Raw genomic sequence first — 19,384 nt, 5'->3', positions numbered from 1 at the left:
AAACATAATGTACAAATAACAAACTAACGGTAAGTTTAGTTTGTATAAACCTATACATAAATGTAATTTATAAATGTCTGAAGTACAACCAAAGTCATTACTATTAGAAATTGAGGGGCAAACGGATTTCCATATGGGGAACCCTAATGCCCCTTTAGCTGTAAATATTGCTTTTGGTTATAGAAAAATTATAAAAAAATCAGAAACAACAAGTACACTATATGCCTCTCTAACATCGGTTAAGGAAGAAGGTATAACTATAAAAGACATTATTAATTCCTGCACAACAGATACAGTAGATAATACTCCTGAAATATTAGAAAAAGTAGCCTTTAAATCGTTCTCTGTAACCTATGGAACGGGAGGAGTAAATGCAACTTCGCTTACCATTACCTTTAACTGTAAGCTTACTATAAACAATCGCATTTTTGATGCGGCTATTATTGTAGGCTATACCAAAGCAAAAAATGGTAAAAAAGCAACATTTCTTTTTAAAGGTATTTTAAAAGTAAATACCCATCGTTTTGAACTGCAATTCTCTAAAAACGAAATAGGCTGGTACGTCTATGCAGGATATATTAATAAAGGTGAAGTAACCATAAAATTAAGAGAATTAGCAACCTATTTCTTTGGTGCCGAAGTAACCAAACAAATACCAGAGTTAGCATTTACACTTAAAGACTTTAAAGCCTTTTTACTGCTTAAAAAAGAACAAAATAAAACCAGTCTTCTCTTTGGTATGGGAGCAGATTTAGCAATAGACCTAAAAAAATTACCATTAGCTGGCCCTACATTATCTCAAAAAAATGCCTTTGCCTTTAAAGAAGTCCTAGCTATTTATGCAAAAGGAACATTTACAAAAGAAGAACTTAAAAGCTTTGAAGCCTTACCAAAAGTAGATATAGTAGAAGGTTTTAATATCTCTACTCAACTCATCATTAATGGAAAAGAAGACTATTATGTTTTAAATGATGGTAATAATAAAAATTACGAAGCAGATACAAGTGAGTCTGAAAATAGCACAAAAGAAGTCGTTAAACCATTGGGAGGAGCTATTTCATCTAAAGCTAAATGGAAAAAAATAAATAAAAAGATTGGGCCTGTAAACCTTCAAAGAATAGGCTTTGCTTACGAAAACAGTAAAGTTATTTTATTATTAGATGCCTCTATGGAAATGGCGGGAATGGGAATGGAACTCATGGGCTTTGGTTTAGGCTTTAAACTAAAATGGCCACCAGAAACCCCAGATTTTTATTTAGATGGATTAGGACTATCGTACAAAGTACCGCCAATAGAAATATCGGGAGCATTTTTGCATGCTACAACAACCTATAAAGGAAAAACAATAGATGTTTATAATGGTGGAGCCATAATAAAAGTAAGTAAATTCTCTATAGCAGCAATAGGCTCTTATGGAAAAGTAGAGAATAGAGCGTCTTTATTTATTTACGGTGTATTTAACGGCCCAATAGGAGGCCCAGCATTCTTTTTTGTAACAGGTTTAGCAGCAGGATTTGGATATAATAGAAAAGTTAATATCCCATCTGTAAATGAAGTAGCATCATATCCATTAGTCTCATTAGCTATGCAACCAGAAAAAGATGGCGGTTTGCTCTCGGTTTTAGGTAGTTTAGAAACACCTATGAAAAACGGAAAAACACCCATAGAAATTTCTGTAGGAGATTATTGGTTTGCTGTAGGTATCAAGTTCTCGTCGTTTAAAATAATAGAATCTTTTGTATTACTAACAGTAAATTTTGGAACCCAATTAGAGTTTACCATTATGGGACTTTCTAGATTAAGTTGGCCAGAGAAGTCTATTTCGAAAGAACCAATAGTATATATAGAATTAGCAATATTAGCACATTTTGGTCCAGGAAGCGATGTTATCTCTGTAGAAGCCGTCCTAACACCCAACTCTTATGTGTTATCTAAAAACTGTAAACTATCAGGAGGGTTTGCATTCTATACCTGGATAAAAGGACCCCATGAAGGCGATTTTGTAATAACACTAGGAGGCTATCATCCAAAATTTAATAAACCAACACACTATCCAACAGTACCTAGAGTAGCCCTAAATTGGAGAATAAGCAAACAACTTATTATAAAAGGAGAATTATACTATGCACTAACAACCTCGGCAATAATGGCAGGAGGAAAATGGGAAGTACTTTTTAAAACCTCTATAGTAAAAGTAACATTTGTACTATGGGCAAATATGCTAATAGCATGGGCACCATTTCAGTATGCTATAGATATGGGTATAACTATTAGAATAGAAGCCAGAATAAAAATAGCATTTGTAAGAGTGCACTTTAATTTCGAAATGAGTGTGCAATTACACTTATGGGGACCTCCATTTGCAGGAGAAATTTATGTAGATTGGACTATTTTTTCATTTACCATTCCATTTGGAAACCATAAAAAAACAAAACCACAAAACCTTAAATGGCACAAATTTGCTACAGGATTTATACCACAGAAAAAAGAAAGCTCTAATGCACCAGTAGCTAGAGTAGCTGCTACAAATGTAAATGGGCACCAATCTGTTTCAAACATAGATCCAATTAATATAACCATAAGTAATGGTTTAATAGAAGTAAAAGGAAAAGAAAAATTCTCGGTAGTGAACCCATATCAATTGGGCATTTCTATAGAATCGTTTATACCAGTTTCTAGCTTAAAAATTAATGGCAAGCAATTACCAAAAGAAACAGTAATGAAATCGGCTATAGGTAATAGCAACTATAGCAAAAGAGAACTACAAATAGGAATAAGACCTTGCGGATTTACAGCTAAAGATGTAATATTTAACATGAATGTTAAGGTGATGCTAGGTGGTAAAACCTTAAAAATAGACGACTTATCATACATCTGTTCAGCAAAAGGTGTCGCAGAAGCATTATGGGGAGCGACAGCATCTAAAAACAACAATAATAATCCAGGCACATCAAAAGTAATTACAAATGTACTATCTGGAGTAGAACTACTTTCAAAAAAGAAAACAAAAGAACCACAACAAATTAGAACATTTGATTTTTCTAAACTAGAAGAAGATACACATGAAGAAAGCGAATGGAAATTTGAGTCAGTAAAAGTAGGAGCAGCATATCATGAATACGATGTATTAGGGTATTATAGCGATAAAGAAGGCGTGTCAACCCGAGTAAAAGGAATCATAGAAAAAACGTTTAACAAAGCACAAGTTTCAGAAAAAAGAAATAAAATATGTGAGTTACTTAAAGATGTATTTGATGCAGATATAGAAGATATAGAAGAAGATAAAATAGAAGAAAAAATAATAAAAAGAGGAACCGAATATTTTAAAGGAACACCAGTACTGTGCGAAATAGGAGAAATACCTCAATACCCAACAGATGTAAATAATTAAAAATGAGTGAGAATACAAAAATAGTGCAATGCTTTTTATCACCTATGGTAGCAGGGAAATATACCGTAGAGGTAGAGCAGAATGTAGTACATAAAGAACAAAGTATTCAAAATATAAATAAAACATTCAGTTTTGGAGTTGATGCAGCACGATTTACATTAAAGCCAAATGATATATATTCTGTATATCCACCAGCAAATAAATCGGGGAATTACTCAGAAACCCTTCCACATATTGTTTTTTCCAGACGTACTTTACCGTGGGAACGCACAATAGATGGAAAACCATATACATTGCAAGAAGAAGGAGACGCATCTCAGGACTTTAAACCAGTACCATGGATGGCATTACTACTCTTTAATGAAGAAGAAATGACAGGAGTAAAAATAAAATCTAGCACTATTGCCGATATATTGCAACCCGAAGCTTCAGATAAAATAACAAGACCAGAAATACATAATAAAACGACTCAAGAGCAAAACGTATTAAAACTAATGGAATGGGAGCAACCAGAAGATGGTTGTTATACTATAGACATTACTAAAAAGCAATTTGAAAAACACATACCCTCTAAAGACAGCCTATCTTATTTAGCACATGCCAAAGAAGTAGATATACTAAATAAAGATAAAGAAGGCATAGAAGATATTAATGAAGAAGAAGGGAAAGGCATTTTTTCGGTTATGGTGGGTAATAGCTTGCCAACACATAATAAAAACCATACAGCTATTTTAGTATCGCTAGAAGGATATGCTAATTATTTAGAAGGAGCAGACTCAAAAAAGACAATTCCAGATAATAATAAAGTAAGACTAGTTGTATTAGCTAATTGGAATTTTGATAATTCGGGAGAAGCAACATTTTCCGAATTAATAAATAAAATAGAAGTAAAAAGTATGCAAGTAAAAACGGCTAAAAAAGCGGAGGAACTAGCGCCCTATTTTCAAGCTGGCTATACAGCAATGGAGCATATAACCAGAGAAGGTGTAAAAACGGTATCATGGTATCGAGGACCATTTGTACCTAAACTATTACCCGCAATGTCAAAAAGTATAACGTTTTCTTCGGCAGACTCAGCATTACGATACGATAAAACAACTGGGTTTTTCGATGTGTCTATTTCTGCTGCATGGCAATTAGGGCGTACATTAGGGTTGCAAAATCAAGAGTTTTCTAAAGCCATGTTAAACTGGCGTATCACCGAAAAACAAGAAGAAGTAGAAAAGAAACAAAAAGAAGAAGTAAGCGATATTGTAGGAAACAACAAGGAAATTCCACTAAAAAATAAAGTGATAAACTACCTAGGAGAATTGCATAACGTCGAAATAGAAACCCCAGAAAGGGAGTTGGTAGTTAAAGCAGAAAGCACTTCAAAAATTCCTAAAGAAGTAAAAAACTTTTTAAACTCACTCTACAAGTTAAAAGGCGTACCTTTTTCATATTTAGTACCTCATGAATTTTATTTAAAAAAAGACGATGAAAATTCAGGTGCTTTGTCATTATTCTACGTAGACCCTAATTGGGTAGAAGCTTTATTAGATGGCGCTTTAAGTATAGGTAGAGTTAGTAATATAGATAATGTTTTAGACCGAGTTATGCGTGGTGAGTTTTTAGATGATTATGTACCGCAAACAATAGAAACACCAGAAGAAACAGACGATAATATAGAAGGAAGGCGTTTAAATACAACCGGCTTTTTATTACGATCAGATTTAGTTTCAGGATGGAGAGGTGTAGAAATAAAAGCCTATAATGAAGCAGGAAAATTATTACCCGCTTATAGGTTTGAACGCATAGATTCTGATATTTTTCTTGGAATTTTTAATGGTAATGTCGCTTCAATAGAAATAAAACAACCTTATGAAGGTTTGCACTTTGGTATAAAAGAAAATCATGACGAAACACCTAACATGCATTACAAATCATTAAAAGATGATGAAGGAATGAAGATGCATGTTATGGGAATGGAAGCATTAGAAGTAAGAGAAGAATTTGATGATGGTTTAATAAAAGAAGGAGTGGTGGATATTTCTGGTCTCGCAAATACAATGAAGCAGAAAATAGTAAACAAAAGAGGCATGATAATGGGAATGCATGAAAGTACAGGAAAAAAACCGGTTTTTACATCTGCAGAATTTGCCTACCAAATGATAGATAGCCCTATTAAACATACAATTAAAATTAAAAACTAGAAGAAATGAATGATGTCGCAAAGCTTCTAGTACCAATGTCTATAGAAGCCTTAGTATTAAGCAAAGCAAAAAATAATTGTGTAGACCTAAGTGCGCAATTAAAAGATTACGAACAAAGTATTTTGGGAGAAGCATTACAACCTAAAGTAAATAAAACACTAACTTTAGAAAAAGGAGTGCATTTGCACTGGACCTTACCAAAAGCACTAAAACACGCTTTTGTTGAAGACGAAGGCGACATAAAATTTCCATACGTACCAAACCGATGGATGGTAACACGTATACAAACCAATAAAGGAGTAAAAGAAATACCAGCAAAGTTATGGATAGTAGAAAGCGATGCCATAGTAAAAGGCGGTGTACCTAATTGGGTTGTTGTAAATGATAACACCTTAGAGTTTAAAAGTATAGGAAAAAGTAAAGTATGGCATACAGATTACAAAGAAGCAAATACAAAACCATTGTTAACAGCAGTAGGAGCAGCCAATCCGTTATTTGCATCGTTTTATCCAGAGAGTGAAAATGTCTTTGGTTTTCATGATACTATGGAAGATGTAGATAGTAGTGAGAAAAATACCTTTAGTTATATAATAACAGGTTGGTATAGTAATCCAGAAGCCGATCCTTTAGCACCATTACCATTAACTGGAGAAAGTAATCCAGAAGCAGAGAAGAAAAGAAATAAAGAAAGAGAATGGTTTAAAAAACAATGGCAATGTACAAGCAAAACACACCCAAATTCATGTGTGTTACACGCTTCAATACAAGGTGTAAAATGGGAAGAAAATATGCCAGATGGTGTGCCTAGAGGAGCAATAGAAGTATATGCAGGAAATACAGCCGTAGAAGCTTTAAGCGCTCAAATAACTAAAGGAACAACACACCATTCGGAAACAAAAAAAGCCAATGTAGAAAACTTATTAAACGCATTACAATATCAACTTTTAGATGATGAAGCTAACGAACCAAGCATTAATAAACTAAAAGTAGAAACACACAGAAGAAGTTTTACGCCAAAAAACAGAAACCATATATGGGAAATAACACGAATAGAAGTAAATACTAATCAATTAGAAAAAGATAAAGAAGAAAGAATACATTTTCCAAACGATCCCGATTTATTAGACAATCTTAAAAAGCTAAATAAAGCGCAAGTAAAACAAAATGTACTTATAGAAGAAATAGAAGGCGCGCAACAAGAATATTATTTTCTCTGGTATAAACAAGCTTTAAAAACAATAAAACAATACACAATAGACGCTTTTAACTATGAAGATTCTAGAAAAGCAACATTAGATGGTATTGTATCTAAAAAAGTAGATGTAGATTTATTAGAAACAGAAATAAATCAAGCAAAAAATAAAATATTACAAAACAAGCATATTAATGGAGTAAACGCAGAATTTGAACTTAAAAAGAAAGCAGAAGACCGTTTTTGGGAACCCAATGACCCTGTATTATTGTTGTGTGGTTCTGGAATAGGAAATACAGAAAAACCAATTTTAGAAAGTTCAAAGCAGAAAATACAATGTAGACAGCTTGAAGAAGTTTTTAAAACATTAAAAATTAATGTACCAACAACACATAACGATTTTATAGCAACCATTACAATAAACTCATTTTCTATACCAAAAATAGATGCCCTATCACATGACAAGATTCCTTACAAAATAATACAAGCTATTGTTAAAGAATCTGTACTACTCGATAAAGCGTTTGCAGCAGACATTGCTCTATTAAGCTATAAAGAAGCACAAATAGGAGAAGGTAGAGATACAACAAGTAGTGTAATAAAAGAATTTGCTAAAAAAATAGTAGAAAAAGTACAAGCAAAGCCAGTAGATGAAACAAAAAAATGCATCTTAGCAGAACCTTTTTCAATACTACAATGGGAACAAGCATGGTCGCCTTTATTTATGGTTTGGGAAGTAGATTATTCGCCAAGCAATACAACAATTAAAAATTTAGATATTATAGAAAACACTAAGGCATGGCAATTAGAAGATAACATAACATTTAAAAATAAGACCTTAACAACAGTAAACAACGCATCCAGATATTCGGGTATAAGCCCGTTTTCAAATTCGGTTTTTACAAACTTAAAAGATACAATACCAGAAGCAATAGTAAACAAATACGGACAGCTAAATTTAATAGCACAATCGTTAAGTGGTTTAAATAAATACCTATTAATGCAAAGACCCGAGGTGCAATTACCACCTTTTGAGTACAAACCTAATAGAATTTATAATTTTGAGTCTGAATATAAAATCGACGAAGACGAACTTAAAATTATAGGAGAAGAAGGTTATATTCTAGGCTGTAATCCTGGTAATATAGATGGAGAAGATAATTTATTTAATCCGCTACGTGCTGGGCTATTAGAAATTATTAATCTCTCTGTAGTAGATATTTTTGGACAAGTACAAAAAGTTATAGCAGTAGGAGATAGTAATAATTCCGAAGTTACATGCTCTGTTACAATGCAAGGTAATGCATTGGCAATAAAAGAGGTGATACCATTACCTCCAAGAATTGTACAACCATCACGATTACAATTTCATTGGTTAAATAAACAAGAAGATATTATTTTTCAAGATGCAGGTAAACTAGATAATCCCATATTTGGGTGGTTAGTTCCTAATTATTTAGACAATAATATTATGGTTTACGATGGTAATGGAAATGAAATTGTAGTACTACAAATAACAAAAGATATTACAAAATTCCAAGGAATACAACTAACCAAAACACCTTTTCCAGGAGCAGACGAAGCCTCTATTATTCCCGAAAACGAACAATTAAAAGCATTTTTAGAGAATATTAATTCTGGAACCATAGCCGCAGGGATTATGGACCTAGCAAAAACAATAAACGATAACCTATCTAACAATAACCCTATACAAAATAACACATCGGCTTTATTTTGTGGGCAACCAGTAGCTATAGCAAGATGCTCAATTGGAATGGAATTATTAGGGCAGCCTGAATATAATCAACGTTGGGACGAATCAGGGAAAGAAAATACAGGAGCAATAGAAACAGTTAAATTTCCTCTGCATTTAGGAGATTATACAATAGATAAAGATGGGTTATTAGGCTATTTTATAGAAAGTAACTATGAGCATTTAAATATAACAACCAATGCCCCAGAGTTTAAATACAGTGAAAGCGAGTCTTTTTTCAAAACAAAAAATGCAATAAAAATAACACTAAATAAAACACCAATAAAATTAACGCTTTTAATAGACCCTTCAGCAGGAGTACACTTGTCTACTGGCGTTTTACCAACAAAATTTGTTGAATTATATCATCATAATACAAAAGAAATATTAGGACAATTAAATACCAGTTTTATGATGGCCCCTTTTATAGCAGACAAAGTAGCACCAGGAATACCTACACCGTCGAGTATGAATACCAATTGGAAATGGACGCATAAATCTAATGTAAATACATGGCAAACAGATAAAAACATTGAAGACGGTAAAACAAAAGAGCAGTCGAACTTTAAAAAGCAGCAAATTTACGAGGGTTGGCTTAGATTAAGTAATTTAAAAAACAAGTAAATAGGTAACTATAAAATATAAAACAAATGGAGTATGTAACTACTGGAAGTAATAATACTGTTACCAACAACAAAGAATTAGATTTAAGTATTAAAATTATAAAAGAACCGTTTAAACCAATTTTAATAACGGGTAGTTTTACTATAGAAGGCCTAGATAAAATAGCACAAGGCGAAGCATTAAAAAAAGCGACCTGTACATTATATGGGAAAACTAATGATGAAAATAATATAACAACACCAATTGAGCTATGTAATTTAAGTTACGACGCTAATAATCCTGCAAAACGCTCATATATTTTTCCAAGAAGCTTTAAAGATGAATATAATTTTATAGACTTAAAAATTAGTAACGCTAAATGTAGCATTAAGGCACTTACCGAAACTTTAAAAATAACTTTTTGGGATAAAAACAATATAAATAGTTTAGGAGATGTCGCTTTAAATACCATAAATTTTAGAGTTCAGAATGAAGAAGAAAAACCAGAAATAATATCCTTTACAGCAAATCCAACGGTATTACAAGGTAATAATAATAGTTCCACTGTTTTAGAATGGAGTATTAAAGGAGAAAATTATAGTTATGCTTTAAAAGATGGATTAGAAACGATACATTTTGGAAACTCAGGAACTATAGAAAAGCAAGAGTTTGAGATAGAATCTCCACGTAATGGAGACCATATCTACACCTTAGAAGTCACACAAGGCAATTCCATAATAACCAAAAGTGTAAAAATAAGAGCTTTAGGGCGATCTGATTTATTAACAGATGCTAACCCTAGAAAACCATTATTAATAGCTAATTTTTGTGTAAGCCATAATTCAGATTACCTTTTTAGTTTACTACTAAGAGAATCTAGAAATCAAGCAGAATTAGATAGCATAGGGTATACAAATGAAGGCTTTTCTGGTAATTGGTCTAAGTTCTCACTTTCAGAAGAAGATAAAGACAAATTAAAACCACATGTAAATGCACCCATGGTACACTTAAAAAGAGTGGGAGAACTCTATGGGCGATTATTTTTAATAGGCGGGAGTTATGTAAAACCTATGGAATGTTATAACTCTGTAGTTATAATAGACCTCGAAAGTCCTTCAGAAAACAATAAAGTAAGAGTTATTCAAGATTTACCTTGGCCTTCAAGAATGGGACATTCTTGTACTGTATATCCACATGGAACAAGCGACAAAATATGGCTAATAGGAGGTGTAGATGAATGGGGAGAAACACAAAATGATATTTGGGTTTCTAGTAATGGCGAACATTGGGATAATATAGATAGTAAAGGTAGTGTTAACACAGATAACAACAACCCAAAATCTATGAACTGGAAGGCCAGGTGTATGGCTGGAGTATCATTAGAATTAGATAAAAATAATACTAAAAAAGCATTGTGGTTTGGTGGAGGGTATTCAGAAATTGAAGGGCAAGAAACACGAGATATTTGGAAATGGGATAACACCAAATGGACTCAAATAATAACCACACGATATAATAGAGACAAACAAAAAGATGAAGACATTCCATTATTAGTGTTGGAGAAACCTAAAAACTACTTATCATCAGGCTTAGCTTTTATTGGTATAAATAACACAGAAACAACAGAAATGTATTTGTTGGGGCTTTATAAACAAAACGGTGTCGTAAAAAAGTATTTTAATAGAATAAGAAGTAAAAATAGAAATTACGATATTAATGAGTTAAGTACTAACGCAATATCAGATGCATTAGAAACCAGTAGTAACTCGCAAATTATTACAGCCTATTTTAAAGGTTGTTTATGGTACTTAATACTTACAGATAAAGGAAATAATGGAATAGCCTATTCACAACTATTTTTCTGGGTGCCAACAATAACACCAAAAACATTAATTCTATCATAAATTTTAAACTAATAAACCAAAATAAGTTATGTATAATCAAAGCAGATATAAATACAATATAGTTTTCGTTAGTTTATTATTATTCTTTTTAGGACATACGCAATCCAAACATACAGTAGTGCTACCAGATGTAGACGTAACAATTCCTAAAGCAAGAGATAATAATTTAAAAATTCATGCTAACAGTATAGGAGAAGAAAAAGAAAAATCGTTCTTTAAGTTCTTTTTTGGTCATTTACCAGAATATACTACAATAGAAAGTTATCAGTTAAAACTATATGGTTTTCCAGATAAAGCAAACCAAAAACAAACCATAACAATACTAAAAGGCGGTAAAAATGATAATAATTGGACAGGTAACGAAGCCCTAAACGATTCTAAGTTACGTTGGGCAGATATTAACTTTAATACCTCAATAGGACGCTATCAAGTAAGAGAAGAAGAATCTATAATTATAAAATTAAACCCTAAAAAGTTTAATAGGGAAAATACATTAATCTCTTTAGCAGCAAGATCTCCTGAAAAAGAAGCAACCAATACATTTTATTCGTTATTAACCTCCAAAACAACCAATAATTTTTCTAAACGACCTAAGTTATTACTTACTTACGATATAGCTTACGCTCCACTTAGAGCAGATTGGGCACAACCTTATGGAAATGCACAACATAGCGGATTTATAAACTGGAAAAATAATGCATTTACAACAGAAGTAAAAGTGCAAAAACTACCAAACACATCTAATGATTTAATAGTTGGAGCAGACCCTACAGGAGCATTAGTTATATATAAAAACCAACCTATTATTTTTACACAATCTAATACAGGAACTAAAGTGTTTAAAGTAAAACAATTAAATGCTAACGGGCACGTATTATGGGAGAAATCGGTGGATGGTATGGCTAAATGTTGGCCATTAATAAACGAAAAAGGACTATTATACTATATTTCTGTAAATGGAAAATTAACAGTATTAAATCTAGAAGAACAAGGAAAAGAAGTCTATTCTAAATCTTTAAAAGAGGCAACAGAGGGGCAAATAAGTAATATAAATAATAATGCAACAATAGGTTACGATAATACTCTGTATTTAACCTCTAACGAAGGCATTGTAGCCGTTTCTTTCCCACAATTTAAAGTGCGCTGGAAATACAAAACAAAAGCAAACGAACGTAATGGAACGATAACTTTAAGCGAAGATGAAAGCAAGGCCTTTTTTATTAACATAAATACAACACAAGGACAAGGACGTTTAGTAGTGTTAGATAATAATGATGGTACAGTGCTAAGTACTTCAAACTTTGTATTAGGTAGTTATTCAAACGATGGAAATTATTACATTCCTGCACCAGTAGTACAAACTATTAAGCCTTTTTTAGGAGCAAAATACTCAAGGATTTTTGTTTTAAATGGTTACGATAACAGTAATAAATTATTTGTATTCGATGTTAAAAAAGGCACCATAGATGAAACTAATGTTGTTAAAAGTAATAATTCTGTAAATACAGGGATTTCTCAACCAGTTATAGATGGCGACTCTAATGTATTTTTTGTTTATAACGGAAAAATGGCCAAATACGATGATAATGATGATTTTGAAGTTTTAAACGCTTCAGATTATAATTTAGACAACGCCTCTATTTTAGTAGCAGATAACAGTTCTAATATTTATGCAATAGACCCTTACGATAAGCATAATAGCGGAGCACAGCGACTTATAGGTTTTAAATACGATAAAAGTTTACAAAAAACATTTGCAACACAATTTAATATAGCCACTACAGGAAATCTAAAAAAGAACTTAGTGTTAGCACCAGATGGTACATTGTATACCGTTACACAAAATAACGTAATAGCAATAACACCAAAAAAAGTATCTAAAAACACAATAGAACTAGCTAAGTTAAACACTAATACAGTATATAGAGCCACAAATAATATTAGTGTAGAAGATGTTAAAGTCCCATCAAGAGTGAATACTATTTTGTATTCGGGAGGAAGTATCTCTTTAAAGCCAGGATTTAGTATTGCTAGAGGTTCAGAATTAACATTTAAAACAGGATATTAACATGAAAAAGTTATTAAAAATAATGGTGCTAATACACTGCTTTATATTACAAATAGGACTTGCTCAAAATAATGAAGCGTTCAAAATTTTAAAAAATGGTAATGTAGGTATCGCTACTAGTGTACCAAAAGCTAAACTAGATGTAAATGGAAATGTTCTCATTCAAGCTGATTTATATGTTAAAAAGGAAATAATATTAGAGGGTAAATTAAACGTATCTAATAATATTAATGTTTCAGGAGTACTAAATGCGCAAAATAATATAAATACTAATGGTAAAATTCAAGAGAATAAACAAGATTTAGTGCCCAAAGGAACTATTATAATGTGGAGTGGAGATATAAATAGAAAACCTAAAGGTTGGCTTTTGTGCGATGGAAGTAATAACACTCCAGATTTGAGAGACCGATTTATTGTTGGAGCAGGAAAATCATATAAAGTTAAAAATACAGGAGGGCAAAAAGAAGTGACTTTAACAGTTAAGCAGATGCCGTCTCATGCACATAATGTTAATAGGCAAACAACATGTTCAGGTAAAGGGTGTAGTACAAAACATAATATATTTAGCGTAGATAAAACTGGAGGATCAAATTATACTGCAAAAGCGGGAGGAAGTATGCCACATGAAAATAGACCTCCATATTACGCATTATATTTTTTAATGAAATCATAATTATAAGTAAAATATAACATGAAAAACACACTTAAAATAAACGTATTAATAGTGATTTTTGCTATAATAAGTACACAGCTATTTGCCCAAAACGAGGCACTTAAAATTTTAGAAAATGGAAATGTAGGTATAAATACAAATACACCATCTCAAAAACTGGAAGTTAATGGGAATATAGTTACCGAAACAGCCTTTTTAGGAACAGGAGCGCACGGAAAAGTATATGCTGCCTTTGGGTATAAAGGATTAGGAAATAATGGAAAGGATTATTCATTATTACAAAGTAATGTAGGGTTAACTTTCCTTAATGCGGCTAAAGATCAATCGATACGTTTTCGTTTAAATAATGAAGATAAAATGATTATGGATGCTTCTGGAAATTTTGGAATAGGAACAATTACGCCTTTTGAAAAATTACACATACAAAATGGAAGCTTAACAATAAGAAGCAAAAATACATTGTATGGAGCTTTAAAATTAGGAACGAGTAATAAAACTTATATAAATAGTTGGGCAGGATTAGAATCGTATAATACAGGAGGGCTAGATCAAGCAGATTTACGGTTTTATACCTCATATGGAGCAAGAAAAGAACGTCTTAGAATTACACAAGAAGGAAAAGTTGGGGTAGGTATAGGAAACCCTAACTCTAAATTGCATATTGAAAGTGAAATTTCAAATCCAGGAACAGTTGGCTCATGTGCATTAAGAATAGAATCATCAAATAGTGATGCAGGAAGTATTCAATTTGGAGTTAATAAAGGATATAGTTGGATTCAATCTCATGGAGGTAGACCATTAACAATAAACCAATATAATAATGTTGGTATAGGTACAAGCACACCAACACAGGCAAAATTAGTAATTTCTGGAGGTCCTAAAAACTCTATAGATTCTTATGCTTATTTAGTTAACAAAGCTAACAAGGTTGGTAGAGCCAAGAGTATAGATATAAATTATTCTATTTATGCAACAGATAGGATAGCTTGTAATGAGTTTAATGCGTTTTCCGATGCACGCATAAAAGACATAATAGGAGTAAGTGATAGTGCTAAGGATTTAGAAATATTATCTAAAATAGAAATTACCAATTATAAACTAACAGATACTATAAAAAATGGAAATAAAATAAACAAAAAGGTAATAGCACAACAAGTAAAAAAAGTCTATCCACAAGCAGTAGATGATAAAGTAACAGAAGTAATTCCTAATATTTATGAAATAAGTAATATTAAAAACGGTTGGATAACATTAAAAGAACAAAAGCTTAAAACGGGAGATCGTATAAAATTAATTTTTGCAGATGAAGACGTAATTGCAAATGTATTAGAAGTTAAAGAAAATGCAATAAAAGTAGATCGTAATAATACTGGACAAGTATTTGTATACGGAAAAGAAGTACATGATTTTCATACAGTAGATTATGAAGCCATTTCCATGCTAAATGTAAGTGCTACACAAGCACTATTAAAACGAGTAGAACAATTAGAAAGCGATAAAAAAGAGCTGGCAGAAAAGCAAAATGAAACCGAAGAAAAATTAACAACAACAATTTCTAGAATTGAAAAACTAGAGAAATTATTAATAAATGTAGAGTAGAAGTAATGCTCTATAATTAATTTTTTATGTTTCAGCTTAAAAAAGAAAATTCATAACAAATGCCTGATAAATGCTAAGTACATTAGTAAGCAATCAGGCATTTACTATATAATAATTACTCTTCTATATGTACATCTAAAGCACTTTCATGTTTTATAGTAACATTTTGGTCACTTTTTGCACCATAAATACTATTCATATAATTAATTATTGTGTCTTTATCCATACTATAAATAGTTGAATAAATAGTAGCATTAGAAGAAGTTGCAGCTTTGTAACTTTCTTTAAAAGTATAAGACGAATCTCCTCTAAATACAAATAAACTATCTAATATAGGTGCTACAACAATTTGAGAACCTTTAGAAGATGCCGCTTTAGCTTTTGCAATTGCACTTTTAGAAGCTTGCGTTGGGACAGCAAAATAAGTTTTAAAATCTAAAATATCAAAGTTAGAAGTATTATAAATAAATGTTTTAAAAGCAGGATTATTACCATGCCCAATAGTAATACCAGGTGTAGAAATAGATAAACCAATCATATCCGTTGGTGTAGTATTATGATGTGATTTGTATAAACGCCTTAAACCATCTAAATGAGTATGGCCTGTTAATATACCAGCTATATTAGACTGTTTTTTTTCTATAAAATCTAAAAATGCATTTTGAAGATTTAAAGTATCATTTTGCTTGTTAATATAATTTAAATCTGTATTCCACATAGGGCCACCACTATAGCCATCATTCCCCGGAGGAATATGCATCATCATAATTATTCTATCAGAAGCTTTTATATTATTTAAAGTATTATCTAACCAACGCATTTGTACCTGTGTAGCTTCCTGTTGAGATTTTCCATCATCTCCCACCATTTCACTTTTGCCCTTAACAGTTATTTGGTGGCTATTATAAGCATAACTTTTAGTTGTAAAAATGACAGTATTTAAAGCGATGATTTTTACAGTATTCCCACCTGTATTAACATCTGCAGAATAAAAACCAAACGCTTTATTATAATCAATATTAGTAACCGTAGTAGAAGGTGTATTTTTATGTAATACAGGCCATGGATAAGAAGTATCTGTAGAAAAAGGAGTATTGTTGTTAGAGTCTGTAAAAGAATGATAATCTCCACCTAAAGAATCGTTGTTTCCAGGTAGATACAAAATAGGGATATTTATGTTTAGGTCGCCTAAATGCTCTAACATAAGTTTTACATTTGTTTTTCGCATGCTATCATCATGATGAGGTAAATCTCCGAGATAAACCATAAACTTAGGATTTTCATTTTTTACAACAGTTTCTATTTTTGTTTTAGTACGTGACCAGAGAGAATTACCAGTATCATTCTGGCTACCAAATTTGGTGTTTTCAATAGAACTATCTAAATGCACATCAGACAGAGATAAAAAAGTAGCGGTTGTAACAACATCATCTTCTACTTCTGTAACTGTTTTTTTTTCTTCTTTACAACCAAATAAAAGTATTGTAAATAAAAATAGATATATAGCGTTTAATTTCATTTTTTTTGGATTTAGTTAATTGTGGGAAAGCAATATATATAAATACCTTTTTTTATTTTAAGGTAAAAATACCTGTTTTTTTAAAATCTTATTTATCTAAATTCGAGTATCCCTAATTTATAATAAAGTCAAAGCACTTTTTTATTAGTTCCTAAAAAAATAATATTAATCTTTTAAACTTATAATTATGAGTACACAATTTTTAACATGGAATATGCAAGGCGCAGGATCTGGAAATAACCCTATTCTTAAATGGGAACAGTTAATAGGTTATCTTAATATAAATAATAATGTTAATTATGTCGCTTTTCAAGAAGGCGGTCAAAAAAGTACTTATGATGCTCTAAAAGCTAAAGGTTATACTATAGGTTTTCAAACGATAGAGAGAAAAATATATAACCGTGGTAAAAACCCAGAAATATTATGGCAATTTGATTATTTTGAAGCTTCTACAGACAAAGGGGACAATAAATACGGAGTATTCTTTTTAAGTAAATACACAAAAAAGATAGGAGAGGATTGGAAAGAAACAAAGCGAGTAAGTTTAGGCGTACTGTATCGTTTACCTAGAAAAATAACAAAATGGATGTTTGTAAAATTTGGAGATGATATTTCTGATGCATTACGCCCGCCTGTAGGTATTATAATTAATGAAGAATTTATGGTAGCCAGTCTCCATTCTACCGCAAGAGGAGGCTATAATACAGAAGATCTAGTACAGAATGTATGCGATTGGTTTAGAGGAGAAGGCTTAAATGAACTTTATATATTGGGAGACTTTAATATAAATGGACTATCACAACAAACTTTAAATAAATGGTTGGTTAATTACAAGGAGTTAAAAGGAATATTACAAACTGTACCACTTGGTGGAGTAGGAAAAAAAGAACAGTATACCCATTATGGAGACAAGGGAAAAAATAGATTAGATTATGGAGTGTACATTTACGATGAAAACAATATAGAAGATACCGAATTTCAATTTAAAACAGTATATTACGATAAAGAACAACCAGCATTTCCACAAAATCAACCTATACCGAACCCTTTATCTCCTGGGAATCATAATTTTTATTTTAAATCAGATCATCGCCCATTATTATTTAGCTATGAAGATATGTAATAAAAGAAAGATTCTGAGACTATCTTATCGCAACAGTTTACTTTTTTTACTTATAGTTTATTAGATTTTACTACATATTCCAAGTGTATAGTTTACTAAAGGACTAGCGAACTACTTTTCTATTAAATAATACTTTACGGTTTCTATTATTTAATTGAATATAAAATTGATAAAAACTCTAATATGTTTTTTTGAATATATAGGAGTTTATTGGCTAATTATTAAAATGAGCAGCCTTAATGTAATATACGTTTAGTAGAATTTAGGTTTATTTATAGTATGAGTATTCAAAGGAGAAAAGTATTATATTTATGTGTATACAAATAAAAAACTAAGGCTAAAAGAATGTTGCACATACAGAAATAAAAAAAGCCTCACATTTCTGTGAAGCTTTGATTTTACTTGTAGCGAGAACGAGATTTGAACTCATGACTTCTGAGTTATGAACCTAAAAACACACAGGGTTAACCTTCTGTTTGTTAGATTTTTAAGAATTGGTGGGTTAACAAATACCTACAAATGTAGATAAAACGGTACTCTGAAGCTAAGTACCGTTTTTTATTTTGTCTTCATCAACAGATAAATAATATTACTATACATTTTACCTTGTAAATCATTAAGGGAGCTCATGATTTTTTTCACTTTCTATATGTAGTCCTTATTAATTAAAATCAAAAGCATAAAACTAATTTTTTAATACAGATGAAACAATTGCTTTTCTATGAAAAACAGAAAGTTTACCTATAATAAAGTTCATAATTCCGAAATCTGAACCTTTGAAACCTCTTATTTTTAGGAGTGATTGAATGTTTTTTAAAACTTTGTGTTGTATTAATAATAAAATTAAGTAAAAATGAAAACAACAATGATCACTCTTTTGATGATTGGAGTATTAACACAATCATTTGCTCAAGAAGTAATTTTCAAGGCGAAAGTGATAAAAGAAGAAGTGCCAACGGTAATAATCGATGAAGTGGTAGAAGATTTTCCAGACTATGAACTCGAAGAATTTTATACCATCCCAATAAATTTTATTGAAGAAGATATTATTGTCGAGACCGATAAATTAGGAACTGGAAATTATTGTAGTTACGAGATTAAATTAAAAAATGGCAATGATGAATTAAGAGCTTACTATGATAAGGATGGAAAGTTAATTTATTCAATGGAAAAAGGCGTAAATGTTCCGCTACCTGTTGTAGTCAGAAATGTTATTGCTAAGGAATTGGACTTGCAACAAAAAACTGGACAAAAAGAAGAGAGATTATGCTGCTAATTTTTGATTGTTCATTTCTGTTTCAAATTCTTCAATAGATTTTAAGCCTAAAGCCGTGTGTAATCTTTTTCTATTATACCAAGTTTCAATC

The 19,384-nt window shown here is 31.3% G+C and carries 10 protein-coding genes; 9 read left to right on the top strand and 1 reads right to left on the bottom strand.

From position 1 onward, the window contains the following. Positions 1-73: 73 nt before the first annotated feature. The 7 genes from ACVC08_RS00790 to ACVC08_RS00760 are packed head-to-tail and all read left to right on the top strand — an operon-like array spanning position 74 to position 15,375. Positions 74-3,391 carry a DUF6603 domain-containing protein gene (locus tag ACVC08_RS00790; RefSeq protein WP_452600604.1) on the top strand — a complete coding sequence of 1,106 codons (3,318 nt, stop codon included), beginning with the start codon at positions 74-76 and terminating at the stop codon, positions 3,389-3,391. A gap of 2 nt (positions 3,392-3,393) precedes the next feature. Next, a complete protein-coding gene (locus tag ACVC08_RS00785) occupies positions 3,394-5,583 on the top strand; it encodes a hypothetical protein (RefSeq protein ID WP_452600603.1) in 2,190 nt (729 codons plus the stop codon). Positions 5,584-5,588: 5 nt separating this feature from the next. Beyond that, positions 5,589-9,152: a hypothetical protein gene (locus ACVC08_RS00780; RefSeq protein ID WP_452600602.1), complete on the top strand. Its 3,564-nt coding sequence runs from the start codon at positions 5,589-5,591 to the stop codon at positions 9,150-9,152. A gap of 26 nt (positions 9,153-9,178) precedes the next feature. Then, on the top strand, positions 9,179-11,035 hold the full coding sequence (locus ACVC08_RS00775) for a kelch repeat-containing protein (RefSeq protein ID WP_452600601.1): 1,857 nt from the start codon (positions 9,179-9,181) through the stop codon (positions 11,033-11,035). Positions 11,036-11,063: 28 nt separating this feature from the next. Continuing rightward, positions 11,064-13,103 (top strand): outer membrane protein assembly factor BamB family protein, encoded by a 2,040-nt coding sequence (locus ACVC08_RS00770; RefSeq protein ID WP_452600600.1) that lies wholly within the window; start codon positions 11,064-11,066, stop codon positions 13,101-13,103. Between the two features lies 1 nt (position 13,104). Continuing rightward, positions 13,105-13,776, top strand: a complete 672-nt coding sequence (locus ACVC08_RS00765; RefSeq protein ID WP_452600599.1) for a hypothetical protein — start codon at positions 13,105-13,107, stop codon at positions 13,774-13,776. Between the two features lie 18 nt (positions 13,777-13,794). After that, entirely contained in the window at positions 13,795-15,375 is a 1,581-nt protein-coding gene (locus tag ACVC08_RS00760) for a tail fiber domain-containing protein (protein WP_452600598.1), read from the top strand. Between the two features lie 115 nt (positions 15,376-15,490). Here ACVC08_RS00760 and ACVC08_RS00755 read toward each other — a convergent pair whose 3' ends face one another. After that, positions 15,491-16,894: a metallophosphoesterase gene (locus ACVC08_RS00755; RefSeq protein WP_452600597.1), complete on the bottom strand. Its 1,404-nt coding sequence runs from the start codon at positions 16,892-16,894 to the stop codon at positions 15,491-15,493. A gap of 187 nt (positions 16,895-17,081) precedes the next feature. On the opposite strand from ACVC08_RS00755, the gene ACVC08_RS00750 reads away from it, so the two are divergent. Together ACVC08_RS00750 and ACVC08_RS00745 are read left to right on the top strand one after the other, a co-directional pair. Beyond that, entirely contained in the window at positions 17,082-18,017 is a 936-nt protein-coding gene (locus tag ACVC08_RS00750) for a hypothetical protein (protein WP_452600596.1), read from the top strand. 853 nt (positions 18,018-18,870) lie between these two features. Then, on the top strand, positions 18,871-19,293 hold the full coding sequence (locus tag ACVC08_RS00745) for a hypothetical protein (RefSeq protein WP_452600595.1): 423 nt from the start codon (positions 18,871-18,873) through the stop codon (positions 19,291-19,293). Positions 19,294-19,384 lie beyond the last annotated feature (91 nt).

Source organism: Pontimicrobium sp. MEBiC06410 (genome assembly GCF_053601615.1).
The sequence above is the reverse complement of the archived record's forward strand: the minus strand, read 5'-3'. Positions and strand labels throughout refer to the sequence as shown.